This window comes from Aeromonas sp. sif0611, from assembly GCF_019218845.1.
Classification (GTDB): Bacteria; Pseudomonadota; Gammaproteobacteria; order Enterobacterales; family Aeromonadaceae; genus Aeromonas; species Aeromonas media.
Genome location: NZ_JAHUWU010000003.1, coordinates 347,190 through 369,119 on the forward strand (window position 1 = coordinate 347,190; position 21,930 = coordinate 369,119).

General features: G+C 64.3%; 20 protein-coding genes. 13 read left to right on the forward strand and 7 right to left on the reverse strand.

All coding sequences use genetic code 11. The features are described from left to right. Positions 1–63: 63 nt before the first annotated feature. Positions 64–1,038, reverse strand: coding sequence for an ABC transporter substrate-binding protein (locus tag KW824_RS10795; protein WP_218409768.1), 975 nt, complete (start codon positions 1,036–1,038; stop codon positions 64–66). A gap of 441 nt (positions 1,039–1,479) precedes the next feature. On the opposite strand from KW824_RS10795, the gene nrdD reads away from it, so the two are divergent. From nrdD to KW824_RS10815, 4 genes are all read left to right on the forward strand, one after another. Beyond that, a complete protein-coding gene (gene nrdD, locus KW824_RS10800; protein ID WP_041206235.1) occupies positions 1,480–3,597 on the forward strand; it encodes an anaerobic ribonucleoside-triphosphate reductase in 2,118 nt (705 codons plus the stop codon). Between the two features lie 96 nt (positions 3,598–3,693). Next, positions 3,694–4,209: an anaerobic ribonucleoside-triphosphate reductase-activating protein gene (gene nrdG, locus KW824_RS10805; RefSeq protein WP_218409769.1), complete on the forward strand. Its 516-nt coding sequence runs from the start codon at positions 3,694–3,696 to the stop codon at positions 4,207–4,209. A 182-nt stretch (positions 4,210–4,391) separates the two neighbouring features. Further along, a complete protein-coding gene (locus KW824_RS10810; protein WP_025327864.1) occupies positions 4,392–4,562 on the forward strand; it encodes a YqaE/Pmp3 family membrane protein in 171 nt (56 codons plus the stop codon). 147 nt (positions 4,563–4,709) lie between these two features. Next, positions 4,710–5,102, forward strand: a complete 393-nt coding sequence (locus KW824_RS10815) for an energy transducer TonB (protein ID WP_371316616.1) — start codon at positions 4,710–4,712, stop codon at positions 5,100–5,102. A gap of 62 nt (positions 5,103–5,164) precedes the next feature. Here KW824_RS10815 and KW824_RS10820 read toward each other — a convergent pair whose 3' ends face one another. From KW824_RS10820 to slyA, 4 genes are all read right to left on the reverse strand, one after another. Continuing rightward, positions 5,165–5,524 carry an MliC family protein gene (locus KW824_RS10820; protein ID WP_005324730.1) on the reverse strand — a complete coding sequence of 120 codons (360 nt, stop codon included), beginning with the start codon at positions 5,522–5,524 and terminating at the stop codon, positions 5,165–5,167. Positions 5,525–5,707: 183 nt separating this feature from the next. Further along, the gene (locus KW824_RS10825; protein WP_041207055.1) at positions 5,708–6,736 is read right to left on the reverse strand and encodes a DUF2955 domain-containing protein; all 1,029 of its coding nucleotides are present in this window, start codon (positions 6,734–6,736) and stop codon (positions 5,708–5,710) included. Between the two features lie 10 nt (positions 6,737–6,746). Beyond that, a complete protein-coding gene (locus tag KW824_RS10830; RefSeq protein WP_218409770.1) occupies positions 6,747–7,802 on the reverse strand; it encodes an HlyD family secretion protein in 1,056 nt (351 codons plus the stop codon). A gap of 1 nt (position 7,803) precedes the next feature. Beyond that, positions 7,804–8,277, reverse strand: a complete 474-nt coding sequence (slyA, locus tag KW824_RS10835; protein WP_005324722.1) for a transcriptional regulator SlyA — start codon at positions 8,275–8,277, stop codon at positions 7,804–7,806. Between the two features lie 225 nt (positions 8,278–8,502). On the opposite strand from slyA, the gene KW824_RS10840 reads away from it, so the two are divergent. Genes KW824_RS10840 through KW824_RS10855 form a run of 4 tightly spaced genes read left to right on the forward strand, consistent with a single transcriptional unit; the run spans position 8,503 to position 13,665 of the window. After that, positions 8,503–9,813, forward strand: coding sequence for a 2-hydroxycarboxylate transporter family protein (locus KW824_RS10840; RefSeq protein WP_043131053.1), 1,311 nt, complete (start codon positions 8,503–8,505; stop codon positions 9,811–9,813). A 22-nt stretch (positions 9,814–9,835) separates the two neighbouring features. Further along, entirely contained in the window at positions 9,836–11,386 is a 1,551-nt protein-coding gene (gene maeA / locus KW824_RS10845; protein ID WP_218409771.1) for an oxaloacetate-decarboxylating malate dehydrogenase, read from the forward strand. A 17-nt stretch (positions 11,387–11,403) separates the two neighbouring features. Next, positions 11,404–12,969, forward strand: a complete 1,566-nt coding sequence (locus KW824_RS10850; RefSeq protein WP_043131058.1) for a sensor histidine kinase — start codon at positions 11,404–11,406, stop codon at positions 12,967–12,969. Between the two features lie 3 nt (positions 12,970–12,972). Beyond that, complete coding sequence (locus tag KW824_RS10855) at positions 12,973–13,665, forward strand: response regulator (RefSeq protein WP_043131060.1); 693 nt, start codon at positions 12,973–12,975, stop codon at positions 13,663–13,665. A 77-nt stretch (positions 13,666–13,742) separates the two neighbouring features. On the opposite strand, the gene KW824_RS10860 is transcribed toward KW824_RS10855, so the two are convergent. After that, positions 13,743–14,630 carry a DMT family transporter gene (locus KW824_RS10860; protein WP_043131064.1) on the reverse strand — a complete coding sequence of 296 codons (888 nt, stop codon included), beginning with the start codon at positions 14,628–14,630 and terminating at the stop codon, positions 13,743–13,745. A gap of 96 nt (positions 14,631–14,726) precedes the next feature. On the opposite strand from KW824_RS10860, the gene KW824_RS10865 reads away from it, so the two are divergent. Next, positions 14,727–15,521 carry a helix-turn-helix transcriptional regulator gene (locus tag KW824_RS10865; protein WP_043131067.1) on the forward strand — a complete coding sequence of 265 codons (795 nt, stop codon included), beginning with the start codon at positions 14,727–14,729 and terminating at the stop codon, positions 15,519–15,521. 62 nt (positions 15,522–15,583) lie between these two features. On the opposite strand, the gene KW824_RS10870 is transcribed toward KW824_RS10865, so the two are convergent. Then, positions 15,584–17,101 (reverse strand): aldehyde dehydrogenase family protein, encoded by a 1,518-nt coding sequence (locus KW824_RS10870; protein ID WP_043131070.1) that lies wholly within the window; start codon positions 17,099–17,101, stop codon positions 15,584–15,586. 235 nt (positions 17,102–17,336) lie between these two features. On the opposite strand from KW824_RS10870, the gene KW824_RS10875 reads away from it, so the two are divergent. The 4 genes from KW824_RS10875 (at position 17,337) to phoB (ending at position 21,930) form a co-directional block, all read left to right on the forward strand. Then, the gene (locus tag KW824_RS10875; protein ID WP_218409772.1) at positions 17,337–18,995 is read left to right on the forward strand and encodes a sigma-54-dependent Fis family transcriptional regulator; all 1,659 of its coding nucleotides are present in this window, start codon (positions 17,337–17,339) and stop codon (positions 18,993–18,995) included. Between the two features lie 317 nt (positions 18,996–19,312). Further along, the gene (locus tag KW824_RS10880; RefSeq protein WP_218409773.1) at positions 19,313–20,593 is read left to right on the forward strand and encodes a GGDEF domain-containing protein; all 1,281 of its coding nucleotides are present in this window, start codon (positions 19,313–19,315) and stop codon (positions 20,591–20,593) included. Between the two features lie 134 nt (positions 20,594–20,727). Beyond that, entirely contained in the window at positions 20,728–21,138 is a 411-nt protein-coding gene (locus KW824_RS10885; RefSeq protein WP_171272371.1) for a VOC family protein, read from the forward strand. Positions 21,139–21,240: 102 nt separating this feature from the next. Beyond that, positions 21,241–21,930 carry a phosphate regulon transcriptional regulator PhoB gene (gene phoB / locus KW824_RS10890; RefSeq protein ID WP_041206225.1) on the forward strand — a complete coding sequence of 230 codons (690 nt, stop codon included), beginning with the start codon at positions 21,241–21,243 and terminating at the stop codon, positions 21,928–21,930.

Below are 21,930 nucleotides of genomic sequence, written 5' to 3' on the forward strand. Positions count from 1 at the left end.
ACACAGAACGAGAAACAAAGAACCCGGCATGGCCGGGTTCTTTGTTATGAGGGCCTGACTGGGTCAGTCGCGCCAAAGGGTCCTGTAGCGCCACTTGTCGGGCAGGGTGAGCCGCCAGCGGGCCAACTCGCTTTCGCTGAAGACATACTCTCCGCGCAGGGCGGCACGCGGAGCCAGGGTCTTGGGTTGGGCTCCCGCCAGTATGGCATTTACCAGTTCGGCCGCCTTGGCCCCCTGATCGCGGCCATCGAGCACCAGACCACCGATGGCGCGGCCCTTGCCCACCGAAAACTCCCAGAAGCAGAACAGCGGCACCGGGCTGTGGGCACTGGCCCACGCCAGTACCTGCTGTTCGTCCACATGCCTGCCCTGCTCGTCGATGAGGGTGTGGTAGAGGCCGATGAAGATGGCCTGATAGCCATTGCGTTTGGCGTTGAGCACGGCCTCCTGCCACAGGCCGTAGTCGCCGATCAACTGGCTGTTGACCAGGGTCTGGCCGACGCGGAACTCGGTCTGGGTCTTGAACTCGTCCTCGATGGCGGTGAGCGACACGTTGCTGGAATCAAACAGTACCAGCGCCCCCCCCATCAACTGGCTCATCTCGTTGATGTTGCGTTTGAGCAGGGGGCGCTCCAGCACGCCGGTGATTTTGGGATGGCCGACCAGCCCCTTGTGGCGCGGATTCTCGTTCATGCCGAGGAACACCACAGGGGTGCCGAGGGTGGCGATCTCTCTGGCCAGGTAATTGATGGCATTGTCGTCGCCGAGCACCACCAGATCCGGCTTGGTCTGCCGGTAGAAAGCGAGCGCCTGCTCGGCAATCTGGTCGAAGTCATCGGGAGAGCGACGCTTGGTATCCATGTAGAAGTGGCTGATGCGGTGGTTGCTGCCCAAATGGGCCTCCAGGCTGGCGTTGTAGCTCCGATCCCACAGGTACTCGGGGTGATAGCTGCTGATCACCAGGATCTCGGCCCCCCACAGCCGCAGCGGCAGGGTACACAGCAGCAGTAGCAGCCACCGCAATACAGGCTTGTTCATGTCGCTTCCCATCGGACAAGAAAAGAGTCGTCACTCATTATGTCCATCTTGGTGCAGGCCTGTCCCGGTCAATTACTGTCGGAGGGAAAATCTTTTTCCAGCCGGTCGTATGGTACGCCAGCCCGCTCCCCGTCTGGGATGCGTTGAATAAGCCTCTTTTGGCGCTGGTTGTGAACTGCACCACCCCTCCCAAAACCTGTTCTGGATCAAGAAACGAGGTACTGCTTTGGTGCCTAATAGACCCCACATATAGGGGTTATCATAAAAAAAACATCCATATATAGTGTTATCAAGCTGTGCATAAGTCGTCACCCTCTCAGTGTCAGCCCGGGTTTCTCACGCCTCGGCTGAATTTATTTGCGCCGGGGACAGGTGCGGAGAAGGGGACTCAACAAGGGTGAGCCGAGGGCGAGAGCCAGGCCTTTAACGCGGGGAAAATCGATGAAACCGGTAGTGATCAAACGCGATGGATGTCGTGCACCATTCAATGGCCAGCTGATTGCCGAGGCGGTAAGCCGGGCGGCGGAAGCGGTCAATCAGGCCAACCCTATGCTGGCCGAGCGCATCGCCGGTGCCGTCAGCCAGGAGCTGGAGGGGCGAGGCGAGGTGGACATCCACGAGATCCAGAACCGGGTCGAGAACCACCTGATGGCGTCCGACGACAAGGCCATCGCCCGCGCCTACATCGAGTACCGTCACGACCGGGATCAGGCTCGCGAGGCGCGCGGCCGTCTGGCGCAGGAGATCCGAGGCCTGGTGGAGCAGACCAATGCGGCCCTGCTCAACGAGAACGCCAACAAGGACTCCAAGGTGATCCCGACCCAGCGCGACCTGCTGGCGGGTATCGTCGCCAAGCACTACGCCATCAGCCACATGCTGCCCCGCGAGGTGGTGCAGGCCCACGAGAGCGGCGATCTGCACTTCCACGATCTCGACTACTCCCCTTTCTTCCCCATGTTCAACTGCATGCTGATCGATCTGCAGGGGATGCTGACCCATGGCTTCAAGATGGGCAATGCGGAGATCGACACCCCAAAATCCATCAGCACCGCCACTGCGGTCACCGCCCAGATCATCGCCCAGGTGGCGAGCCACATCTATGGCGGCACCACCATCAACCGCATCGACGAGGTGCTGGCTCCCTATGTGACCATCAGCTGGCACAAGCACCGGGAAGTGGCCGAGGAGTGGGGCATCGGCGACGTGGATGCCTACGCCATGGCTCGCACCGAGAAGGAGTGTCACGACGCCTTCCAGTCCCTGGAGTACGAGGTGAACACCCTGCACACCGCCAACGGTCAGACCCCCTTCGTCACCTTCGGCTTTGGCCTGGGGGATAGCTGGGAGTCGCGGATGATCCAGCGTGCCATCCTCGGCAACCGCATCGCCGGCCTTGGCAAGAACAAGAAGACCGCCGTGTTCCCGAAACTGGTGTTCGCCATCAAGGATGGCCTCAATCACAAGCCGGGGGATCCCAACTACGACATCAAGCAGTTGGCCCTGGAGTGCGCCTCCAAGCGGATGTACCCGGACATCCTCAACCATGACCAGGTCGTGAAGGTGACCGGCTCCTTCAAGACTCCCATGGGCTGTCGTTCCTTCCTCGGCGCTTATGAAGAGAATGGTGAACTGATCCATGAAGGGCGCAACAACCTGGGTGTCGTGAGCCTCAACCTGCCGCGCATCGCCCTGAGATCCCGCGACGAGGCGGACTTCTGGGACAAGCTGGATGCCGCCCTGCGGGTGGCCAAGACGGCGCTCATGTACCGCATCGAGCGACTGGACGGCGTCAAGGCGCGGGTCGCTCCCATCCTCTACATGGAAGGGGCCTGCGGGGTGCGCCTCAAGGCCGATGACAACGTCAGCGAGATCTTCAAACATGGCCGTGCCTCCATTTCCCTGGGTTACATCGGGGTGCACGAGACCATCAACGCCCTGTTCGGCACCGATGCCCATCTGTTTGACAGCGAGGTGCTGCGCCAGAAGGCCATCGCCATCATCGCGCGGCTCAAGGCGGCCACCGACGAGTGGAAGGAGGAGACAGGTTACGGCTTCAGCCTCTACTCCACTCCGAGCGAGAACCTCTGCACCCGTTTCTGCCGCATCGATGCCAAGGAGTTTGGCGTGGTGGCCGGGGTGACCGACAAGGGGTACTACACCAACAGCTTCCACCTGGACGTGGAGAAACAGGTCAATCCGTACGACAAGCTGGACTTCGAGGCGCCCTATCCGCCCATCGCCAGCGGCGGCTTCATCTGCTACGGCGAGTACCCCAACATCCAGCACAACCTGGAGGCGCTCGAGAACGTCTGGGACTACAGCTATGACAAGGTGCCCTACTACGGTACCAACACCCCCATCGACGAGTGCTACGACTGCGGCTTCACCGGCGAGTTCGAATGTACCTCCAAGGGCTTCACCTGCCCGCGCTGCGGCAACCATGACCCCGCCAAGGTGTCGGTGACCCGCCGGGTGTGCGGCTACCTCGGCAGCCCGGATGCGCGCCCCTTCAATGCGGGCAAGCAGGAAGAGGTGAAGCGCCGCGTCAAGCATATGTAAGTGCGGTAACGATGAAGCGCTGGCCCCTGTTGCAAGGGGCCATTTTCATGGGATGGCGACCGTTTGCACCCCTATGAAGGAGGCAGGAAACAAGCGATGCATTACCACCAATACTATCCGGTCGATGTCATAAACGGCCCCGGTACCCGCGCCACCCTGTTCGTGTCGGGTTGCGAGCACCAGTGCCCGGGTTGCTACAACCAGAGCACCTGGCGGCTCGATGGCGGCAAGCCATTCGATCAGGCGATGAGCGATCGCGTCATCCAGGATCTCAACGACAGCCGCATCAAGCGCCGGGGGCTGTCGCTCTCGGGCGGCGATCCGCTCCACCCCGCCAACGTACCTCAGGTGCTGGCGCTGGTACGGCGGGTGCGTGCCGAGTGCCCGGGCAAGGACATCTGGTGCTGGACCGGCTATCTGCTCGGCGAGCTCAGCCCGGCCCAGCGCGAGCTGGTCGCCCTGCTGGATGTGCTGGTGGATGGCAAGTTTGAAAAAGAGCTGGCAGATCCCGGCCTGCTCTGGCGCGGCAGCAGCAACCAGATCATTCACGATCTCAACGCCTGGCGGGAGCGGGAGCACAAGGGACTGATCCCTTGCCAACGGCTGGCATGATCATCGCCACAACCCGTAGATCCCAGGATGACATGGGGGCGCGGGCCTCCGTCAGCTGAACCCTGGCTCAATCCCGGGCGAGAAAGGCGCGAAAGCTGTCCGCTGTGGTTTGCAGTTGAGGCCAGGGATGTTTATGGTTAGCCCATCCGAATCACGAGACATCTTTCATGAGGAACCATGAGATGAACAATCTGCTCAAGATCCTGCTGGCCATCTTCTTGCCCCCGGTCTGTGCCTTTATCCAGGTGGGCTTAAGCCTGCACTTTTTCATCAACATTGTGCTGACCCTGCTCGGCGGTCTGCCCGGCATGGTCCACGCGCTCTGGCTGGTGGTCAGCGACAAGCGCGCCTGAGCCATCCCCGTGCGAACAAGGCCAACCCCAGGGTTGGCCTTTTTATTGCCCACGAGAGTGTCTCGCCAGATGGGGACTTCCCGAATGAGCCTCACTGTCTGACACTGGCTGGCCGTTCAAGGAGCCGAGCGGTTTGACGAAGAGGGAGTGTCAGTGCGTTTGAAGCTGTTGTTGCTGTGGGCCACCCTGGTCCTGTTGGGAGGATGTGCCAGCCCCACCGCCAAGCTGAATCAGCCTCCGGTGGATATCGTTTGGGAAGACCTGCCCAGATACTGGGTTCAGGTGGAGCAGATAGGCGACTTCAATCCGGTCGGTGGACTGCCCAAAGAGAGGCCGGTGAAGGGCTGTGTGACGCTTCGCTATCTCATCGATTCCAATGGCGATCTGTTCAGTCCCGAGGTCCTGTCATCCGAGCCACCCGGCGTGCTGGATCTCATCGCCATCTCTGGACTGGCGCAGGTGCGTTATCGGGTGTCCGAGCAGAATCCACAAGCCATCCCGGTGCGGGTGGTGGTCCGATATGACGTCGAAGTGAGATGACAAAGACCCCGGCCTTGGCCGGGGTCTTTGTCACTGTGCGGGGGCGCTGTTGCCTGCTGGGCTTATTGCTCCTTGCAGTCGTTGTAGCGGCTCTGCCACTCCCCGGCGTCATCGCGCATCTCCACGAAGCCTTCCTTCCCCTTGTTCCACCAGACCACCTCGTGATCGTCGGTGTAGCGGGCGCCGGAGGCGGAGACCGCCTGGGGCAGGGTGTAATCCTTGCCATCGGGCAGGGCGAGCTTGACGAAGTTCAGGCTCTCGTCCGAGAGGGAGAAGTAGCGCACCTGCACCTTCTGGTTCTGTTCGCACAGGTAGGTGACGGGATCGCCCCCTGTGACCCCCAGCTTGCCGGCCCCCAGATCGCAGCCGCCGAGCAGGGTCAGGGTGCCTATCCCCAGTAGAAAGAGCTTGGCCTGTTTCATGTCGCATCCTTTGATCGGTGTCATATGGCCTTGAGCCTAACAGGCTGAGAGGCAACTGCAACCTCGGTGTCCCCCTCTTGCGTCGGGATGCGTCCGTCACCCTGCACAGTCAGCGGGCAAAAAAACGCCCCGCCAGGCGAGCGGGGCGAAAGGGTGCCGTCCTTGGGCTACAGAAAAGAGATATCAATGGCCGAAGCGGGTCGCCTCGAAGCGGTTGAGCAGGCGGTGGATGAGGTAGCAGGCCAGCAGGGTGGCGACGATGGCAAACAGTATGCTGCTGACCCGGTACAGGGCGCTGAACACCAGATCGTTGCCGGGCGTCAGGTACTGGCCAAACAGGATGCCGAGGGTGGTGAGGGCACCGAAGCCAACGCCGGAGCCGCTCGCCTCCTTCACATGGGCATGGCTGAACAGCATGGCTCCCAACCAGAGCAGCGGGGTCACCAGCAAGAGCAAGCCGGACCAGTCATAGAGCACCAGTTGCCCCAGGATGCCGAAACTTACCCCCAGCAGGGTGCCCATGGCGCGCTTGCGGGCGTAGCTCAGGGCCCCGTCCCAGTGCATGGGGAAGAGCACCAGCAGGGTGGTTGCCTGGGCGGACATGGAGTCCCGCAGATCGAACAGCTGGAACACCAGGAACGACAGGGTGGCAATGCTGGCGCCGAGCAGCGCCTCGTGGCGCATCCGGTGCGGTGCCTTGGGAGAGGGGGTGGGGGCGGGCCGCGCCTCCACATCCGGGATCAGCGCCGTCATCAGGTAGGCGATGAGCACCGACAGGACGCTGGCCCAGAGGTTGCTGAAGATGAGATCGTTCAGATCGGTCTCGGGATAGCTGGCAAAGTGCAGCATGATGCTGAGGCTGAGCACGCCATTGGCGCCGAACAGGAAGAGGCTGCCCCGGGACATGGCGGCGAAGCGGTAGAGAAACAGCAGGAAGACGATGGGCAGCATCAGGCCGGGATGGCCACCGAACAGGCCGCCAAGCAGCCCGACTTCCAGCCCGCACATAGCGGCGGAGGCGATGAGCTGGCGGGCGGCGTGGCCGTTCATCACGGGGATCATCCCCAGCAGCAGCACCGGGGTGACGGTGAAGAAGACCCCGTTGCTCCAGCCGAAGATCTTGCACAGCACAAATCCCAGGGTGCAGCCAAAGGCGATGCGCAGGCACTGGCGCAGCTCGTTGGCGGTGAGGGGTCTGTGCCACAGGTTCATGGTCGTCATCTCAATAGATGTAGTGCAGCAGGCTGAGCAGGCGTATCTGGCCGCGGGCCAGCAGCCCGGTCAGGGCGTTGTCCGGCAGCAGCTGGACGGTGGCGCGAGCCCCGGCCGGCAGATGGGCGGGCAGTTGCTCCAGGGTCAGGTGCAGGCGCAGCCGTTGGGCATCGCGCACCCAGCGATCGGATTCGACGGGATTGGCCAGGAGACCGTTGGCATCGAACTGGCCGGCACTGACCCCGGCATCCAGGCTGGCGACCCGGGCCGGGTAGAGGCGGCCTGGCTCGCCATCGAAGGCGACCAGCGCCCGGCTTTCCGGGGTGATGTGGCGCAGGCTCTTCTCGCGAAAATCGGCGATCACGTCCACCTGCTCGGAGACCAGGGCCAGCAGGGGAGCGCCCGCCGTGGCCACGCTGCCCGGCTTGAGCTGCAGGTTGGTGATGATGCCATCCTGGCTTGCATGGATCTGGCTATAGGTGAGGTTGAGCTCGGCCTGGGCCAGGCGGTTGCGCGCCTGGCGCAGCAGCAGGTTGTCGTCACCGGGCAGGCCCCGGTTGACGCGAGCCTGTTCTACCCGGGCCTGGCTGGCCAGCAGATTGGCACGGGCGGTGCGGGCGGCGCTGTCGGCGTCGTCTTTCTGCTGCTCCGACACCATGTGGCGGCGATAGAGGGCGTCGATGCGCTCGGCTTCCCGCTGCTTCTGGGCCGCCTGGGTCTGCAGGGAGCTGTACTCAGCCTCATAGGCATTGAGGGTCGCATCGAGCTGGCGGTTCTGCTGTTCGGCCTGATCCAGGGCGAGGCGGGCTTGTTCGACCGCGAGCGCGAAGGGGGCTGGATCCAGGATGAACAGCAGATCCCCCTGCTTGACATGCTGGTTGTTCGCTACCGCAACCTCGGTCACCTTGCCGCTGACCTGGGGCGCCATCTTGGTGACGACCCGGGTGGCCATGGCCTGGGGGGTGAGGGGCATCTTGATGTCGGCCAGCAGGAAGTAGCCAAACACCAGGGTGAAGCAGGCGATGGCCCATTTGATCCAGCGCTTGAATTGTTGATCCGGGGTCATCTTATTCTCTCTCTTCATGCTGGGCGCCAATCTTGCCGAGGGCGTTGGCGGATATGCGGTGCACTATCTCTTCAAACTGCGTCAGCTCCTGCTGGCTGATGCCGGCGAGCAACTCCCGGCGCACGGCGATGATGCGATCCTCGATTTTGTCGAGCAGCGCCTTGCCGGCCGGGGTCAGGGTGACGATGCGGGCGCGTTTGTCCTGACTGCAGCAGTGGCGTTCGATAAGGCCTTGCTCTTCCAGCTGGCCCAGGGTGCGCATCAGCGAGGGTAGCTCTATCTCCAGCGCCTCAGCCAGGGTCTTCTGGCTGAGGTGGCCACCGAGGCGGCTCAGCTTCCACAGCGCGGTCCAGCGGGGGTGGGTGAGTCCCAGGGGGGCCAGCTCGAGGTCGGCCACGGTGCGCCACAACCGGTGCAGCCGTCCCAGCTGTTCGGCGAGGGAGAGCTCGCGCAGCATTTCCAGATCCTTTCCCATGACGGGCTCCTTATTTACTTAGCTTGCGAAGTATTATATTTATTTCGCAGGCTAAGTAAATAGTGTGATGCAGGTCACGTTCAGTTTTCGGCGGGGGAGGGGGGCACGGAGGGGCTGAATGGTGCTTAAGGTTTCAATGTTTTTATATGGCTTTGCAGGTCTGCTAACCGACAGCAGAGGAGGGGATACGTAGAGTGGCGCCACACCACAAGCTGGAGCATAACAATGAAAAACCTCTCTACCCCTGAAGTACAGATGAAGAGCGCCTGGGGCGACCAGCAGATCGCCGGCATGCCCATGATGATTTTCCTCGGGCTCGCCACCTGCGTCCTCTACGCCGGCTGGAACGGCTCCCTGCCACTCGGCATGGTCGGCGCCCTGGCGCTGATGTTCGTGCTCGGCACCCTGCTGAGCGAGCTGGGCGAGCGCATCCCCCCCATCCGGGAATACCTCGGGGGTGGCACCATACTCGCCATCTTCGGCGGCGCCGCCCTGTTCGAGTACCGAATCCTGCCGGCCGAGGCGGGTGAGGTGATCACCCGCTTCATGAAGGAGGGAGGCTTTCTGAACTTCTTCATCGCCAGCCTGGTGACCGGCTCCGTGTTCGGCATGAGCAGCGCCCTGCTGAAAAACGCTGCCATGCGCTACCTGCCGGTGATCCTGGGAGGCGTGGCGCTGGCGCTGCTGAGCGTCGGCCTGGTCGGCTCCCTGATGGGGTACGGTTTCAAGAATGCGGTGCTGCTCATCGGTCTGCCCATCATGGGGGGCGGCATGGGCGCCGGCGCCGTGCCGCTGGTGGAGATCCTCTCCGGTCCCTTGCAGATGTCCAGCGCCGACTTGCTGTCGCGCATGGTGCCCGCCGTGGTGATCGCCAACACCCTGGCCATACTGGTGGGCTCCCTGCTGGCGCGCCTTGGTCGCCGCTACCCCTCCCTGACCGGCAACGGCAGGCTGATGGTGAAAGAGAGTGGCCAGAGCGTCGCCGACGAGCAGGCCGAGGCGCCGACCCTGCAGAGCCTGGGTATGGGCCTTTTCATCAGTTCCAGCATGTTCGTGCTGGGCTCCCTGCTCGGCAACTTCATCCCCATGCACCCCTTCGCCCTGATGATACTGGCGGTGGCCTTCATCAAGGTGAGTGGTGTATTGCCGCGCCGCTACGAGCAGGCGGCGGCCGACTGGTACCAGTTCGTGGTGAGCAACCTCACCCCCTCCCTGCTGGTGGGCATAGGGGTGGCCTACACCAGCATCCCCGAGCTCATCGGCGCCTTCTCGGTCAACTACTTCATCATGGTGTTGACCACAGTGGTGGGCGGCGCTCTGGGGGCGGCCCTGGTGGGGCGCATGATAGGTTTTTATCCCATCGAGGCGGCCATCACCGGCGGCCTGTGCATGGCCAACATGGGGGGCACCGGCGACGTGGCCGTGCTGTCGGCGGCCCAGCGCATGAAGCTGATGCCGTTCGCCCAGATCTCCTCTCGCCTTGGCGGGGCCGTGATGCTGATCCTGGCCACCGCCCTCATCTCTCTGTTCGCGTGACGACTGGATACAGGAAACCGATATGAACGACACCATGATGGGCACCAGCCTGCCCTATGCCGAACGCAAGCGTCAGGGGCTGATGGGGCGCATGCCCCACAAGGAGGAATCCCTCTCCCAGCAGCGCCGCCGCATCTACCGCCTGGTCTCGGCCATGCAGAGTCCCTTCGACCAACACCTGCTGCTGCGCCAGTTGCAGGAGGACAACCCTGTGCTGTTTTACGATCTGGTGCGCCACCACCTGCCGGAGCTCTTGCCCATCATCTACACCCCAGTGGTGGGGGAGGCCTGTCAGCGCCACAGCGATCTCTACCTGCGCAGCCACGGCCTCTACCTCTCCTGGCACGACAGGGACGAGCTGGACGACATCTTCGCCGCGGTGGAGCAGGAGGTGGACGTCATCGTCATCTCCGACGGGGAGCGGGTGCTGGGGCTTGGCGATCTCGGCATCGGCGGCATGGGGATCTGCATCGGCAAGCTGGCGCTCTACAGCGCCGCCGGCGGCATCAACCCGGCGCGCACCCTGCCCCTGTGCGTGGACGTGGGCACCAACAACCCGGCGCTGCTGGAGGATGACTCCTACCTCGGCTGGCAGGCCCCGCGCATCGACGGCGAGACCTACTACCACTTCATGGACAAGGTGGTGGCGGCCATCCGGCGGCGCTGGCCCGAGGTGGTGCTGCAGTTTGAAGATTTTGCCGGCAAGCATGCCGCCAACCTCCTGGCCCGCTACCGGGATGAGCTCTGCATGTTCAATGACGACATCCAGGGCACGGCGGCGGTCGCCTCCGCCTGCGTGCTGGCGGGCTTGCAGCAGGCGGGCAGCACCTTGGCCGACACCCCGGTGCTCATCGTCGGCGCTGGCTCGGCGGGCTGCGGGATCGCCGCCATGCTGGCCCGGCTGGCGGGCAGCCCACAGCGGGTGCAGCTGTTCGATCAGGACGGGTTGGTCTGCCTGGACAGGGCCAACCTGACCCCCTCCCAGCAGCCCTTCGCCCGTCCGTCACAGGAGGCCTGCACCTCCCTGCCCGAGCTCATCGCCCGGTTGCGCCCCGGGGTGCTGATCGGGGTGAGCGGCCAGGGGGGCCTGTTCGATGAGGCTGTGCTGACGGCCATGGGGGAGGTGTGCGAGCGCCCGGTGATCCTGCCGCTCTCCAACCCGACCCGCAGTGCGGAGGCGACGCCGGAGCAGGTGTGGCGGGCGACCGAGGGGCGCGCCCTGCTCGCCACCGGCAGCCCGTTCGCTCCCGTCATGGTGGCGGAAGAGGCGCGGGTGGTCTCCCAGTGCAACAACGTCTATGTCTTCCCGGGCATTGGCCTCGGGGCCTGCGCGGTCAAGGCGCGGCGCATCAGCGATGGCATGTTGCAGGCGGCGGTGCGGGCGGTCGGGGCCTATCCCCTGGAGACCGGCCGCTTGCTGCCTCCCATCGATCAGGTGGGGGAGGTGGCCCGTGCCGTCGCCAGAGCCGTGGCCCTGGCCGCCCGCGAGGAGGGGTTGGCGGATTTTGCCGGTGATCCCGCACCGCTCATTGACCAGACCTGGTGGCGCCCGCACTATTGGTCCGCCTCCTGACGCTGCAAGGTTAATCGATGAAACTGCGCCACCAACTGGTCACTCTCTCCCTCGGGCTGTCACTGCTGCTGATCCTGATCCTGGGCGGCTTGCTCGCCCTCTTCATCCGCCACCTGCTGGAGAGCAACCTGGAGGAGAAGGGGAGCGATCTGGCCCGGGTGCTGGCGGCGGATACCCGGGTGGTGCAGGCCCTGCAGCAGGGCAGCGATCCCGGCCTGCGGGACTATGTGCAGGGGATCTGCAGCCGCACCGATGCCGCCTACATGGTGGTGACCGACGAGCATGCCCGCCGCCTGAGTCACCCTTCCCCCGAGCTGGTCGGTGCAACCTTCCGTGGCGAGGACATCTGGCCGGCGATCCACGAGCGGCGCAGTTACTGCTCCAGGGATGAGGGCACCCTGGGCCCGGCCATCCGCTGCTTCTCGCCTGTGATAGGGGCGGACGGGCGCACCATAGGCGCGGTGGCGGTGGGCTACCTGATGCGGACGGTGGAGGGTACCTATCTGGAGCGGATCGCCCTGCTCATCAGCGCCATCGGCGCCGTGCTGGGTTGTGGCCTGCTGCTGGCGTTCTGGTTGCAGCACCGGCTGAGGCGCACCCTGCTGGATCTGGAGCCGGAGACCATAGTCAACCGCTTCGCCCAGCAGGATCTGGTGCTGGAGGGGATCTCGGAGGGGATTGTGGCCCTCGACGCCAACCATCGCATCAAGATGCTCAACAGCGCGGCCTTCTATCAGTTGCGGCTGCCGGGCACCGGGCGTCATGCCTTGCTGGGCCACTCCCTGGCCGAGCTTGCCCCCAGCCTGCTCCCCATCCTGGAGCAGGAGGGGGGGGTCAATTTCACCGTGCAGGGGGATGACTTTGTCGGCCACTGGCAGGAGCTGAGCGGTCGTGAGCCCGGTCGCATGCTGATCTTCAGCCGGCCGGACGGCACTGGCAGCCTCGGCATGCAGGTGACTCACTTGCGCCAGTATGCCGAGATGCTGCGCATTCAGACCCACGAGTTTGCCAACAAGCTGAGCAGCCTCTCCGGCCTGCTGCAGCTCGGTCACGTGGATCAGGCGGTGGAGCTCATCCAGCAGGAGAACGAGGCCTGTCAGACCATGCTGCAGGACTTGCTGCGCTCCATCGAGAACAAGCCGGTTGCTGGCCTCATCCTCGGCAAGTTCAGCCGGGCGCGGGAGCTCGGTGTCGAGCTGGTGCTGGATCCCGGCTCGGCACTCGGGGAGTACCCGGCCGAGGTGTCGGCGGATCTCATCACCTGCATCGGCAACCTGCTGGACAACGGCATCCGGGCCGCCTGGGCAAACCGCCAGCGATGCGCTCCCCGGGTGCTCATCTCGGTGGATGACTTCGGGCGTCGGCTGGTGATCGAAGTGGAGGACAGTGGCGAGGGGGTGGACGAGGCGCTGGCGGATCACCTGTTCGACTATGGGGTCAGCCGCCAGACCGGGGATCACGGGGTCGGCCTCTTCCTGGTCAAGAAGACGGTGGCCCGCCGTGGGGGTGTGATAGAATGGCGCCGCACCGCCGAGCAGACGACGCTGTTCGGTATCTATTTGAATAAAAACCAATTGGTGTGAGTCATGAAGCCAATTTTCACTCTTGTTATCGAGGACGACGAGCGGATCGGCGCCATCCTGGCCGAGCTGGTTTCCTCGACCCCGGGCTACTCCCTGCTGGGGCGGGCCGAGAGCCTGGCCCAGGCCGATCTCATGATGCGCGCCACCGACCCCCAGTTGCTGGTGGTGGACATCTCCCTGCCCGACGGCTCGGGCCTCGAGTGGGTGAACCGGCTGCGCAGCCACAATCGGGAGGTTTTCGTGGTCATGGTGACCGCCTCCTGCGACGTGGAGACCATACAGCAGGCCCTGAATCTCGGGGTGCAGGATTACATCATCAAGCCGCTGCGGCTGTTTCGCATCCAGCAGAGCCTGGACGAGATCCTGACCCTGCATCGCCGTCTGTGCGAACGCGGCCTGCTGGAGCAGAGCGATCTCGACCGCCTGATGGGCAAGGGGCGCATTCAGCCGCGGGAGGTGCGCGACACCCCCAAGGGCATAGACGCCATCACCCTACGCCAGGTGCTGGAGCTGCTGGCGGGGGAGCCGGACACCGCCTTCTCCACCGATACGGTGGCGCTGCGGTTGTCACTTAGCCGCACCACGGCGCGCCGCTACCTGGAGTTTCTGGAGTCCGAAGACAAGCTGGACGTGGATCTCAACTACGGCCAGCGTGGCCGGCCGGAGCGCCGCTACCACTGGCGCCGGAGCAGCTGAGGCGGCGTGACCACAGCATTGCAAACAAAAAGGGAGCCTCGGCTCCCTTTTTGACGGACACGGTTGATGGTGCCGGCTTATGCCCTTTCCACCAGGGCGGGACGCACCCTCGGCCTGAACTGGGAGATCATGACGCCAGTCAGAATGAGGCCGCCCCCCAGCAGGTGATAGCCGTGGATGGGCTCCCCGATGGTAATGACGGCGATGAGTGCCGTGCACAGCGGCATCAGGTTCATGAATACCGAGGTGCGCTCCGCCCCCAGGGTGGCGAGGCCGCGCATCCAGCAGTAGGCGGCGAAGAGCGAGGAGGCGATGCCGGCGAACAGTACCAGGCCCCAGCCTTCTGCGGGCACCGCCAGGGAATCGGCATTGAGGGCCACCGGGATCAGCAGCAGCACCGCCAGCAGGATCTGCACATAGAGGTTGAGCCAGGGGCCGAACGGCAGTTGCCAGCGGCGGATCAGCAGGCCATAGAGCGCATAGCTGGCGGCACCCAGCAGCATCATGCCATCCCCCGGATTGATGCCGCTGTGCAGCAGCGCCAGGGGGTTGCCCTGACCCAGCAGCCAGAGCACCCCGAACAGGGAGAGGCTCATGCCGAGCAGTGCCTGCCTGCCCGGGCGCTGGCCGAAGAAGAGGGCGCCATTTAGCAAGGTAAGCAGAGGCACTAAAGAGCCAATCACCCCCATGTTGGTGGCGGAGGTGCTGTGGGCGGCGTAGTAGGCGAGGCACTGGTAGAGCACCATGCCGAGCAGGGAGAGCACCAGCAGCTTGCCAAGCAAGGGGCGGAGATCGCGCCTGCGGCGCCACAGCGGAGGCAGGCAGAAGGGAGAGAGCGCGAGGGCTGCGATCACCCAGCGGTAGAAGGAGATGGCGGCGGGATCCACCACCCCGGCGGCGGCCTTGGCCACCACGGTATTGGCGGCCCAGATCAGGATGGCGAGCAGGGGGAAGAGAAAAGGCATAGGGACTCCTTGGTTCGATGACGAGAGTCTAGCCTTGTCTTGAACGATGCAAGTAGCGTAAATAAGACATGTCATAACCGCTTTGGGACAATCTTCATGGGCAGCCTCACCCTGGCCGAGCAGGATCGCCTGCTGGCCGACCCCAACCCCCTCTACTTTCGCTACAGCCAGATCCAGGGGGGCAACGCCTGCGCCGAGCACGCCCATCCCTGGGGCCAGCTCAGCCTCATCAGCCTGGGGGTCATGGTGGTGGAGGTCGGGGAAGAGCGGCTGGTGGCGCCCCCGGACTACCTCATCTGGGTGCCGGCGGACCTGCCCCACAGTGCCTTCAACGAGCAGACCCTGGATTACACCTCCATCTACGTCAGCCACGCCCTGGCCCCACGCCTGCCAAGCGAACCCCAGCTGCTGGCGTTGACCCCCTTGCTGCGCGCCCTGTTGGAGGACTTTACCCAGCGCCGTGTCGGTCACATGGAAGACGAGTGGGACGCGCGCCAGGGTGAGCTCTTCATCGAGAAGCTGGCCCGCACTCGCTGCCAGCCGAGCTACCTGCCTCAGAGTCGGGATCGCCTGCTCGCCCCCTTGCTGGCGGCGCTGCAGGCTGCCCCCGAGGACAACCGCACCCTGGCCGAGTGGGCCAGGGTACTGCACACCACGGAGCGTACCCTGGCGCGGCGCTGCCAGAAGGAGCTGGGCATGAGTCTCGGGCAGTGGCGCACCCGGCTGCGGCTGGTCAAGGCGCTGGACTGGCTGCGCGGCGACATGCCGGTACAGGAGATCGCCTGGCGTCTGGGCTACGCCTCGACCTCGGCCTTTATCGCCATGTTCCAGCGCGAGCAGGGGGGCGCCCCCCAGCGCTATCGCCAGCAGTTGGACCAACCAGGGGGCTGATGATGATCACGGTGGAAAAAGAGAGGGCGCCCACGGGCGCCCTTGTCAATCACGGGATGGGCTTAGAAGAAGCCGAGCGGGTTGATGTCGTGGCTCACCAGCAGGTTCTTGGTGTTCTGGTAGTGGTCCAGCATCATCTTGTGGGTCTCGCGGCCTATCCCTGACTTCTTGTAGCCGCCAAAGGCGGCGTGGGCCGGGTAGGCGTGGTAGCAGTTGACCCAGACCCGGCCGGCCTGGATGCCGCGCCCCATGCGCCAGGCCAGGTTGCTGTCCCGGGTCCACAGGCCCGCCCCCAGGCCATACTGGGTGTCGTTGGCAATCGCCAGCGCATCCGCCTCATCCTTGAAGGTGGTGACCCCGAGCGCCGGCCCGAAGATCTCTTCCTGGAACACCCGCATCTTGTTCTGGCCCGAGAAGATGGTGGGCTGGATGTAGAAGCCCCCTTCCAGCCCGCTCACCTTGGCCGGGCCGCCGCCGATCAGCATCTTGGCCCCCTCGCCACGGCCGATCTCCATGTAGCTCAGGATCTTGTCGAACTGCTCGCGGGACGCCTGGGCGCCGACTTGGGTAGCGGTGTCCAGGGGGTTGCCCTGCACTATGGTGCGGGCGCGGGCCAGCACTCGGTCCATGAAGTCGTCGTAGATGCTCTCCTGCACCAGGGCGCGGGAGGGGCAGGTGCACACCTCGCCCTGGTTGAAGAAGGTCATCAACATGCCTTCCACCGCCTTGTCGATGTAGCTGCTCTCGTGCTGCATCACGTCGGCGAAGTAGATGTTGGGGGACTTGCCGCCCAGCTCCACGGTGGAGGGGATCAGCTTGTCGGCGGCGCAGCGCAGGATATGGGCGCCGACTTCCGTCGAGCCGGTGAAGGCGAGCTTCTGGATCCTGTCGCTGGTGGCCAGCGCCTGACCCGCCTCGGCGCCGAAGCCGTTGACCACGTTGACCACGCCGGGGGGCAGGATGTCCTTGATGAGATCCATCATCAGCATGATGGTGACCGGGGTCTGCTCGGCGGGCTTGAGCACGCTGCAGCAGCCGGCCGCCAGCACCGGGGCCAGCTTCCAGGCCGCCATCAGCAGGGGGAAGTTCCACGGAATGATCTGGCCGACCACGCCGATGGGCTCCTTGAAGTGGTAGCTGACGGTGTGCTGATCCAGCTCGGCGGCGGAGCCCTCCTGAGCGCGGATGCAACCGGCGAAGTAGCGGAAGTGATCCACCACCAGCGGCAGGTCGGCGGCCAGGGTCTCGCGCACCGCCTTGCCGTTCTCCCAGGTCTCGGCGATGGCGAGCACTTCGATGTTCTGCTCGATGCGATCGGCAATGCGCAGCAGCAGGTTGCTGCGCTCGGTGACGCTGGTCTTGCTCCAGCTCGCAAAGGCCTTGTGGGCGGCATCCAGCGCCAGCTCGATGTCGGCGGCATCGGATCTGGCCACCTCGCAGAACACCCGGCCATCCACCGGCGAGATGTTTTCGAAGTAGCGGCCGGCGCGCGGCGCCACCCAGTCGCCACCGATGAAGTTGTCGTAACGGGACTTGAAGCTGACCAGGGCACCTGCCTGACCGGGAGCGGTATAAATCATCTCATCATCCTTATGTGTGTGTGGTCCTGACCGGCCTGGCGGGCAGTCCGGTTGCTTCTCTGTATCGCAAGGGCCGTGCCAGAGGGTCTGACCAGCAGGCAAAAGTTACAAAAACGTTATCAAACGGGGTGCGGCGGCGTATCTTGATTAACCAATGATCCCGGCGGTGGCGATAAAACTGTGCCGTTTCTGGACAGTGGCCGTGACACTGTGCCCTTTGTGAACAGGAGGCGTGATGAGCGAGTTACCTCAATCCAGTCCCAGTCCCATCTTGCGTTCCTGGCAGCGCTGCCTGCATCAGGGCCTGCTCCGCCAGCAGAGCGCCGAGCTGGACTTGCTGCCCCAGGGGGAGCTGTCGGCTCGCCAGGAGCAGCACAGAACCCTTATCACCTGCTTCCAGCGCTTCGTGCTGCCGCTATTTGCCCAGTTGCTGGCGGGCAGACCCTGTCGCCTGTTGCTGTGCGACGGTGAGGGGGCCATCCTGGCCGCCAGCGGTGACGATGGCTTCGCCCGCCACGCCGAGCGGATCTTCCTGCGCAGCGGCGCCCGCTGGGGGGAGGCGAGCAAGGGCACCAACGCCATCGGCACCGCCCTCGCCGAGCAGAGCGAGGTACAGGTGCTCGGCAACCAGCACTTCTTCGCCCAGCACAGCTTCCTCAGTTGCAGCGCCTGCCCCCTGCTCGGGCCGGACGGGCAACTGCTGGGGGTGCTCGATATCTCCACCGATGCGGCCCATCACGATGGCGACATGCTGGGCACGGTGCGGCTCTTGGCCATGACGCTGGAGAACGCCCTGCTGGCGCGTCAGCCGGGCTGGCTGGTGGATCTCGATCCTCAGAGTCTCTGGTCTGCCCGCCTGCTGCTGGGGGAGGGGGGCGAACTGCTCGGGGCCAACCGGGCTGGCCGGCTCTGGCTCGGCCAGCACCCCTTCGATGGCAAGCAACTGCTACGCGAGCGCCGTGGCCTGCGGTTGGTGCCCGAGCCTGTGGTGATTCAAACCCAGTCTCTGCCGGCAACGCCGCCTGCCACCGCCGGGGTGCCCCTCAAGATGCTGGAGCGCGGCATCTCCCTGCTCATCGAGGGGGAGACCGGCTGTGGCAAGGAGCATCTGGTGCGCGCCCTGCACCGCCAATCGAGCCGGCGGGACAAACCCCTGGTGTGTGTCAACTGCGGCGCCCTGCCCGCCGATCTGGTGGAAGCCGAGCTGTTTGGCTATGTGGGTGGCGCCTTCAGCGGTGCCCGCAGCCAGGGCAGTCAGGGTTATCTGCGCGCCGCCCACGGCGGCATCCTGATGCTGGATGAGATCGGCGAGCTGCCGCTCTCGGCCCAGACTCGGCTGCTGCGGGTATTGCAGGAGCGTGCCGTCACCCCTGTGGGTAGCCACAGACCTGAGCCGGTGGACTTTTGGCTGGTGAGCGCCAGCCACCGGGATCTGGCGGCCATGGTGCAGGGCGGCGGGTTTCGTGAAGACCTCTATTACCGCATCTGCGGCTGGCGCCAGCCGCTGGCGCCACTACGGGCCTGGCCGACCCGCGAGCGCCAGGAGTTGATCCAGCGGTTGCTCGCGGAGATGGACCCGGCCCTGCATCTGACGGCGGAGGCTGAGCGGCAACTGCTGACCCACCCGCTGCCCGGCAACGTGCGCCAGCTCAAGCAGACGCTGGAGGTGGCCTGCGTGCTGGCGGAAGGGCAGGGCTGGATTGACCTCGCCCACCTGCATCTGCCCGAGGTGGCCACCATGCCGGCTCCCCGGGACGCCACCACCTTGCGCGAACAGAGCCGGTTGCGGGTGCAGCAGACCCTGTCCCAGTGCGGCGGCAACGTGAGCGAGGCGGCGCGCCGCCTCGGCATCAGCCGCACCACCCTCTATCGGGCGCTGCGGGAAGAGGGCTAGGGGGTGTTGCGGTATCGCTTGCTTGTGTAGACTGGGGCTCTGCGATGATTTTTCTTTATTTTTCCATGGCATGGAGCGCTCAGTGGTGAAAGGAATGATGACATCGGGAACCCGCTTCCCCAGGAGCTGGCGTCCGCCTCTTGCGGTGCAATGCCGACAGGATTCAGCCCGGCAGATGGCAAGCGACGCCCTGTGCGCTGACTGAGCCGACCAATGCCCGGCGCCCGAGGGGGCGCGTGTAATAACCTTGGATCTGGATCAGCACGGTGCGGAATCACAAGGTGTAGAGTAAAGGCTCTTTTCCAGGTGTGATCATTATGACCTCATCCTATTCCCGCATGACCAATCTGTTGTTCTGGAGCCTGCTGCTCGGCAGCCTGCTGGCCATCCTGGCGTTCGAGTTCGGACCTGAACGGCGGCTGGATATCCTGAGCCAGGCCGGCATAGCCGCCAGGGCCCAGGATGATCGCTCCCATGGGGGCCATTCGGTTACGACGCTGCTCGCCGCCGGCGACAAACCGGCCATCGACTGCAGGCTGCGTGCGGGCTACGCCTCACCCTTCTGTGAGCTGATCCTGACCCTGTCTGCCCCCGAGCGGTGCATGGATCTCTCCCATTTTGATGGCGTGCGGGTCAAGTTGCGGGTGGAAGGGGAGGCGCCGCAGAGCTGGCGCCTCTATCTGCGCAATTATGATCCCGCCTACTCGACAGTCGGGGACGAGACCTCCCACAAGTTCAACGAGGTGCTCTTTCGCCCCGATGATTACGGCCGCATCCAGGACGTCCCCCTCAAGGTGTTCGCCCCCAGCTCCTGGTGGGTGCAGCAGTACCGGATCCCGCTGGCGCAGCAGGGACCGGACCTGCACCATGTCTATGCCATCGAGCTTGCCACCGACGACAAGATGCAACCCGGGGACTACCGATTGACCCTGGATAAGCTGGAGTTCTATGGCCGCTGGGGCAAGCCGGGGGACTTCTACCGCCAGCTGCTGCTGGGCTGGCTGATATACGGGATATTGCTGTTTCTGATCCAGTACCTGTGGATGGGGGACCGGCTGCGCAAGGCCCGTGAGGCGCGGCTGGCGGCGGAGGCACTCAGCCAGAGCCTGTGCGAGCAGAACCGCCGTACCGAGGAAGAGGCCCGTTACGATCCCCTGACCGGAGCCCTCAACCGGCTCGGGGGCGAGAAGCTCTTGAGCGAACTGGGGGAGATGCCGCTCTCCTTCATCTATATCGACATCGATCACTTCAAGGGGGTCAACGATACCCACGGCCATCCCATGGGGGACGAGGTGCTCAAGCACATGGTGAGCGAGCTGCTGCGCCATTGTGACAGCCTGTGCCGCCTGGTGCGCTGGGGGGGAGAGGAGTTCGTGCTGGTCTGCCTCCATTACGACGAGGGACGGGCCACCGCCCTGGCCGAGCGGCTGAGGGAAGCGCTCGAGGTGCACCGGGGCTGGCCCCTCGGGCTCAGGATCACCGCCTCCTTCGGGGTGGCGGAGCGGTGCGGGGACGCCCTGGAGCTGGCCCTCAAGCGGGCCGACGAGGCGCTTTATCAGGCCAAGACGCGGGGGCGCAACCGGGTCGAGGTGGGCTAGGGCGCAGGCCTGCCAACCGACCGAGAGCCTTGCCTTCGCGAAGGTGATTGCGGCTGGAGCACAGGCCCGCCAGCCGTTATGATGCGCCCCAGCCGGGGCTTGGCCCCTTCATTCATCTATCGAGGAGTATCTCCATGTCACAACACCTGGGCGCCTTGGCCCTGCTGGTGGCCGATTATGACGAGGCTATCGCCTTCTTCACCCAGGGGCTGGGGTTCGAGCTGCTGGAAGACACTCCCCTCGATGAGCCGGGCAAACCGGGCAAACGCTGGGTGCGTGTCGCTCCGCAAGGCGCTCCCGGTTCTGCCCTGCTGCTGGCCCGTGCGGCCACCCCCGAACAGCAGGCCGCCATCGGACGGCAGGGAGGAGGCCGGGTCTTCCTGTTCCTCGAGACCGACGACTTCTGGGGGGATTACCAGCGCATGCAGGCGTACGGTGTCCATTTTTGTGAACAGCCCCGCCACGAGCCCTACGGCACAGTGGTGGTGTTCGAGGACATCAGTGGCAACCGCTGGGACCTGCTGCAACTCGCTGCTGCCAGCTGAATCTGAAAACGTTTATCATCCCGCCTGTCATAAAGTCATAAAAGTGTCACAGAAAGTTCTAATAATTGGCGCACCCATCTTCACAGAGGAGAGAGAAGGGATATGGCTAAGCGAATTCTGGTGGTCGAGGACGAGGCACCAATCCGCGAGATGCTCTGCTTCGTGCTCGAGCAAAAAGGATATGAGACGGTTGAGGCAGAAGATTATGCCGATGGACTGGCAAAGGTGCGTGAACCTTACCCCGAGCTCATCGTATTGGACTGGATGATGCCTGGTGGCAGTGGCATCCAGTTCATCAAGCAGCTCAAGCAGGACGAGGTGACCCGCCAGATCCCGGTGGTGATGCTGACCGCCCGCGGTGAGGAAGAGGACAAGGTGCGCGGCCTCGAGGCGGGCGCCGACGACTACATCACCAAGCCGTTCTCTCCCAAGGAGCTGACCGCCCGCTTGCACGCCGTGATGCGCCGGGTCTCCCCTACCTCGGTGGACGAGGTGATCGAGGTGCAGGGGCTCAAGCTGGATCCTGTCTCCCACAGGGTCAGCGCCGAGGAGAAGGCGCTGGACATGGGGCCGACCGAGTTCAAGCTGCTGCACTTCTTCATGACCCATCCCGAGCGGGTCTACAGCCGCGAGCAACTGCTGAACAACGTCTGGGGCACCAATGTCTATGTGGAGGACAGGACGGTGGACGTGCACATCCGTCGCCTGCGCAAGGCCATCGAAGAGACCGGGCACGACAGATTGATCCAGACGGTGCGTGGAGCCGGATACCGCTTCTCAACCCGTCTCTAG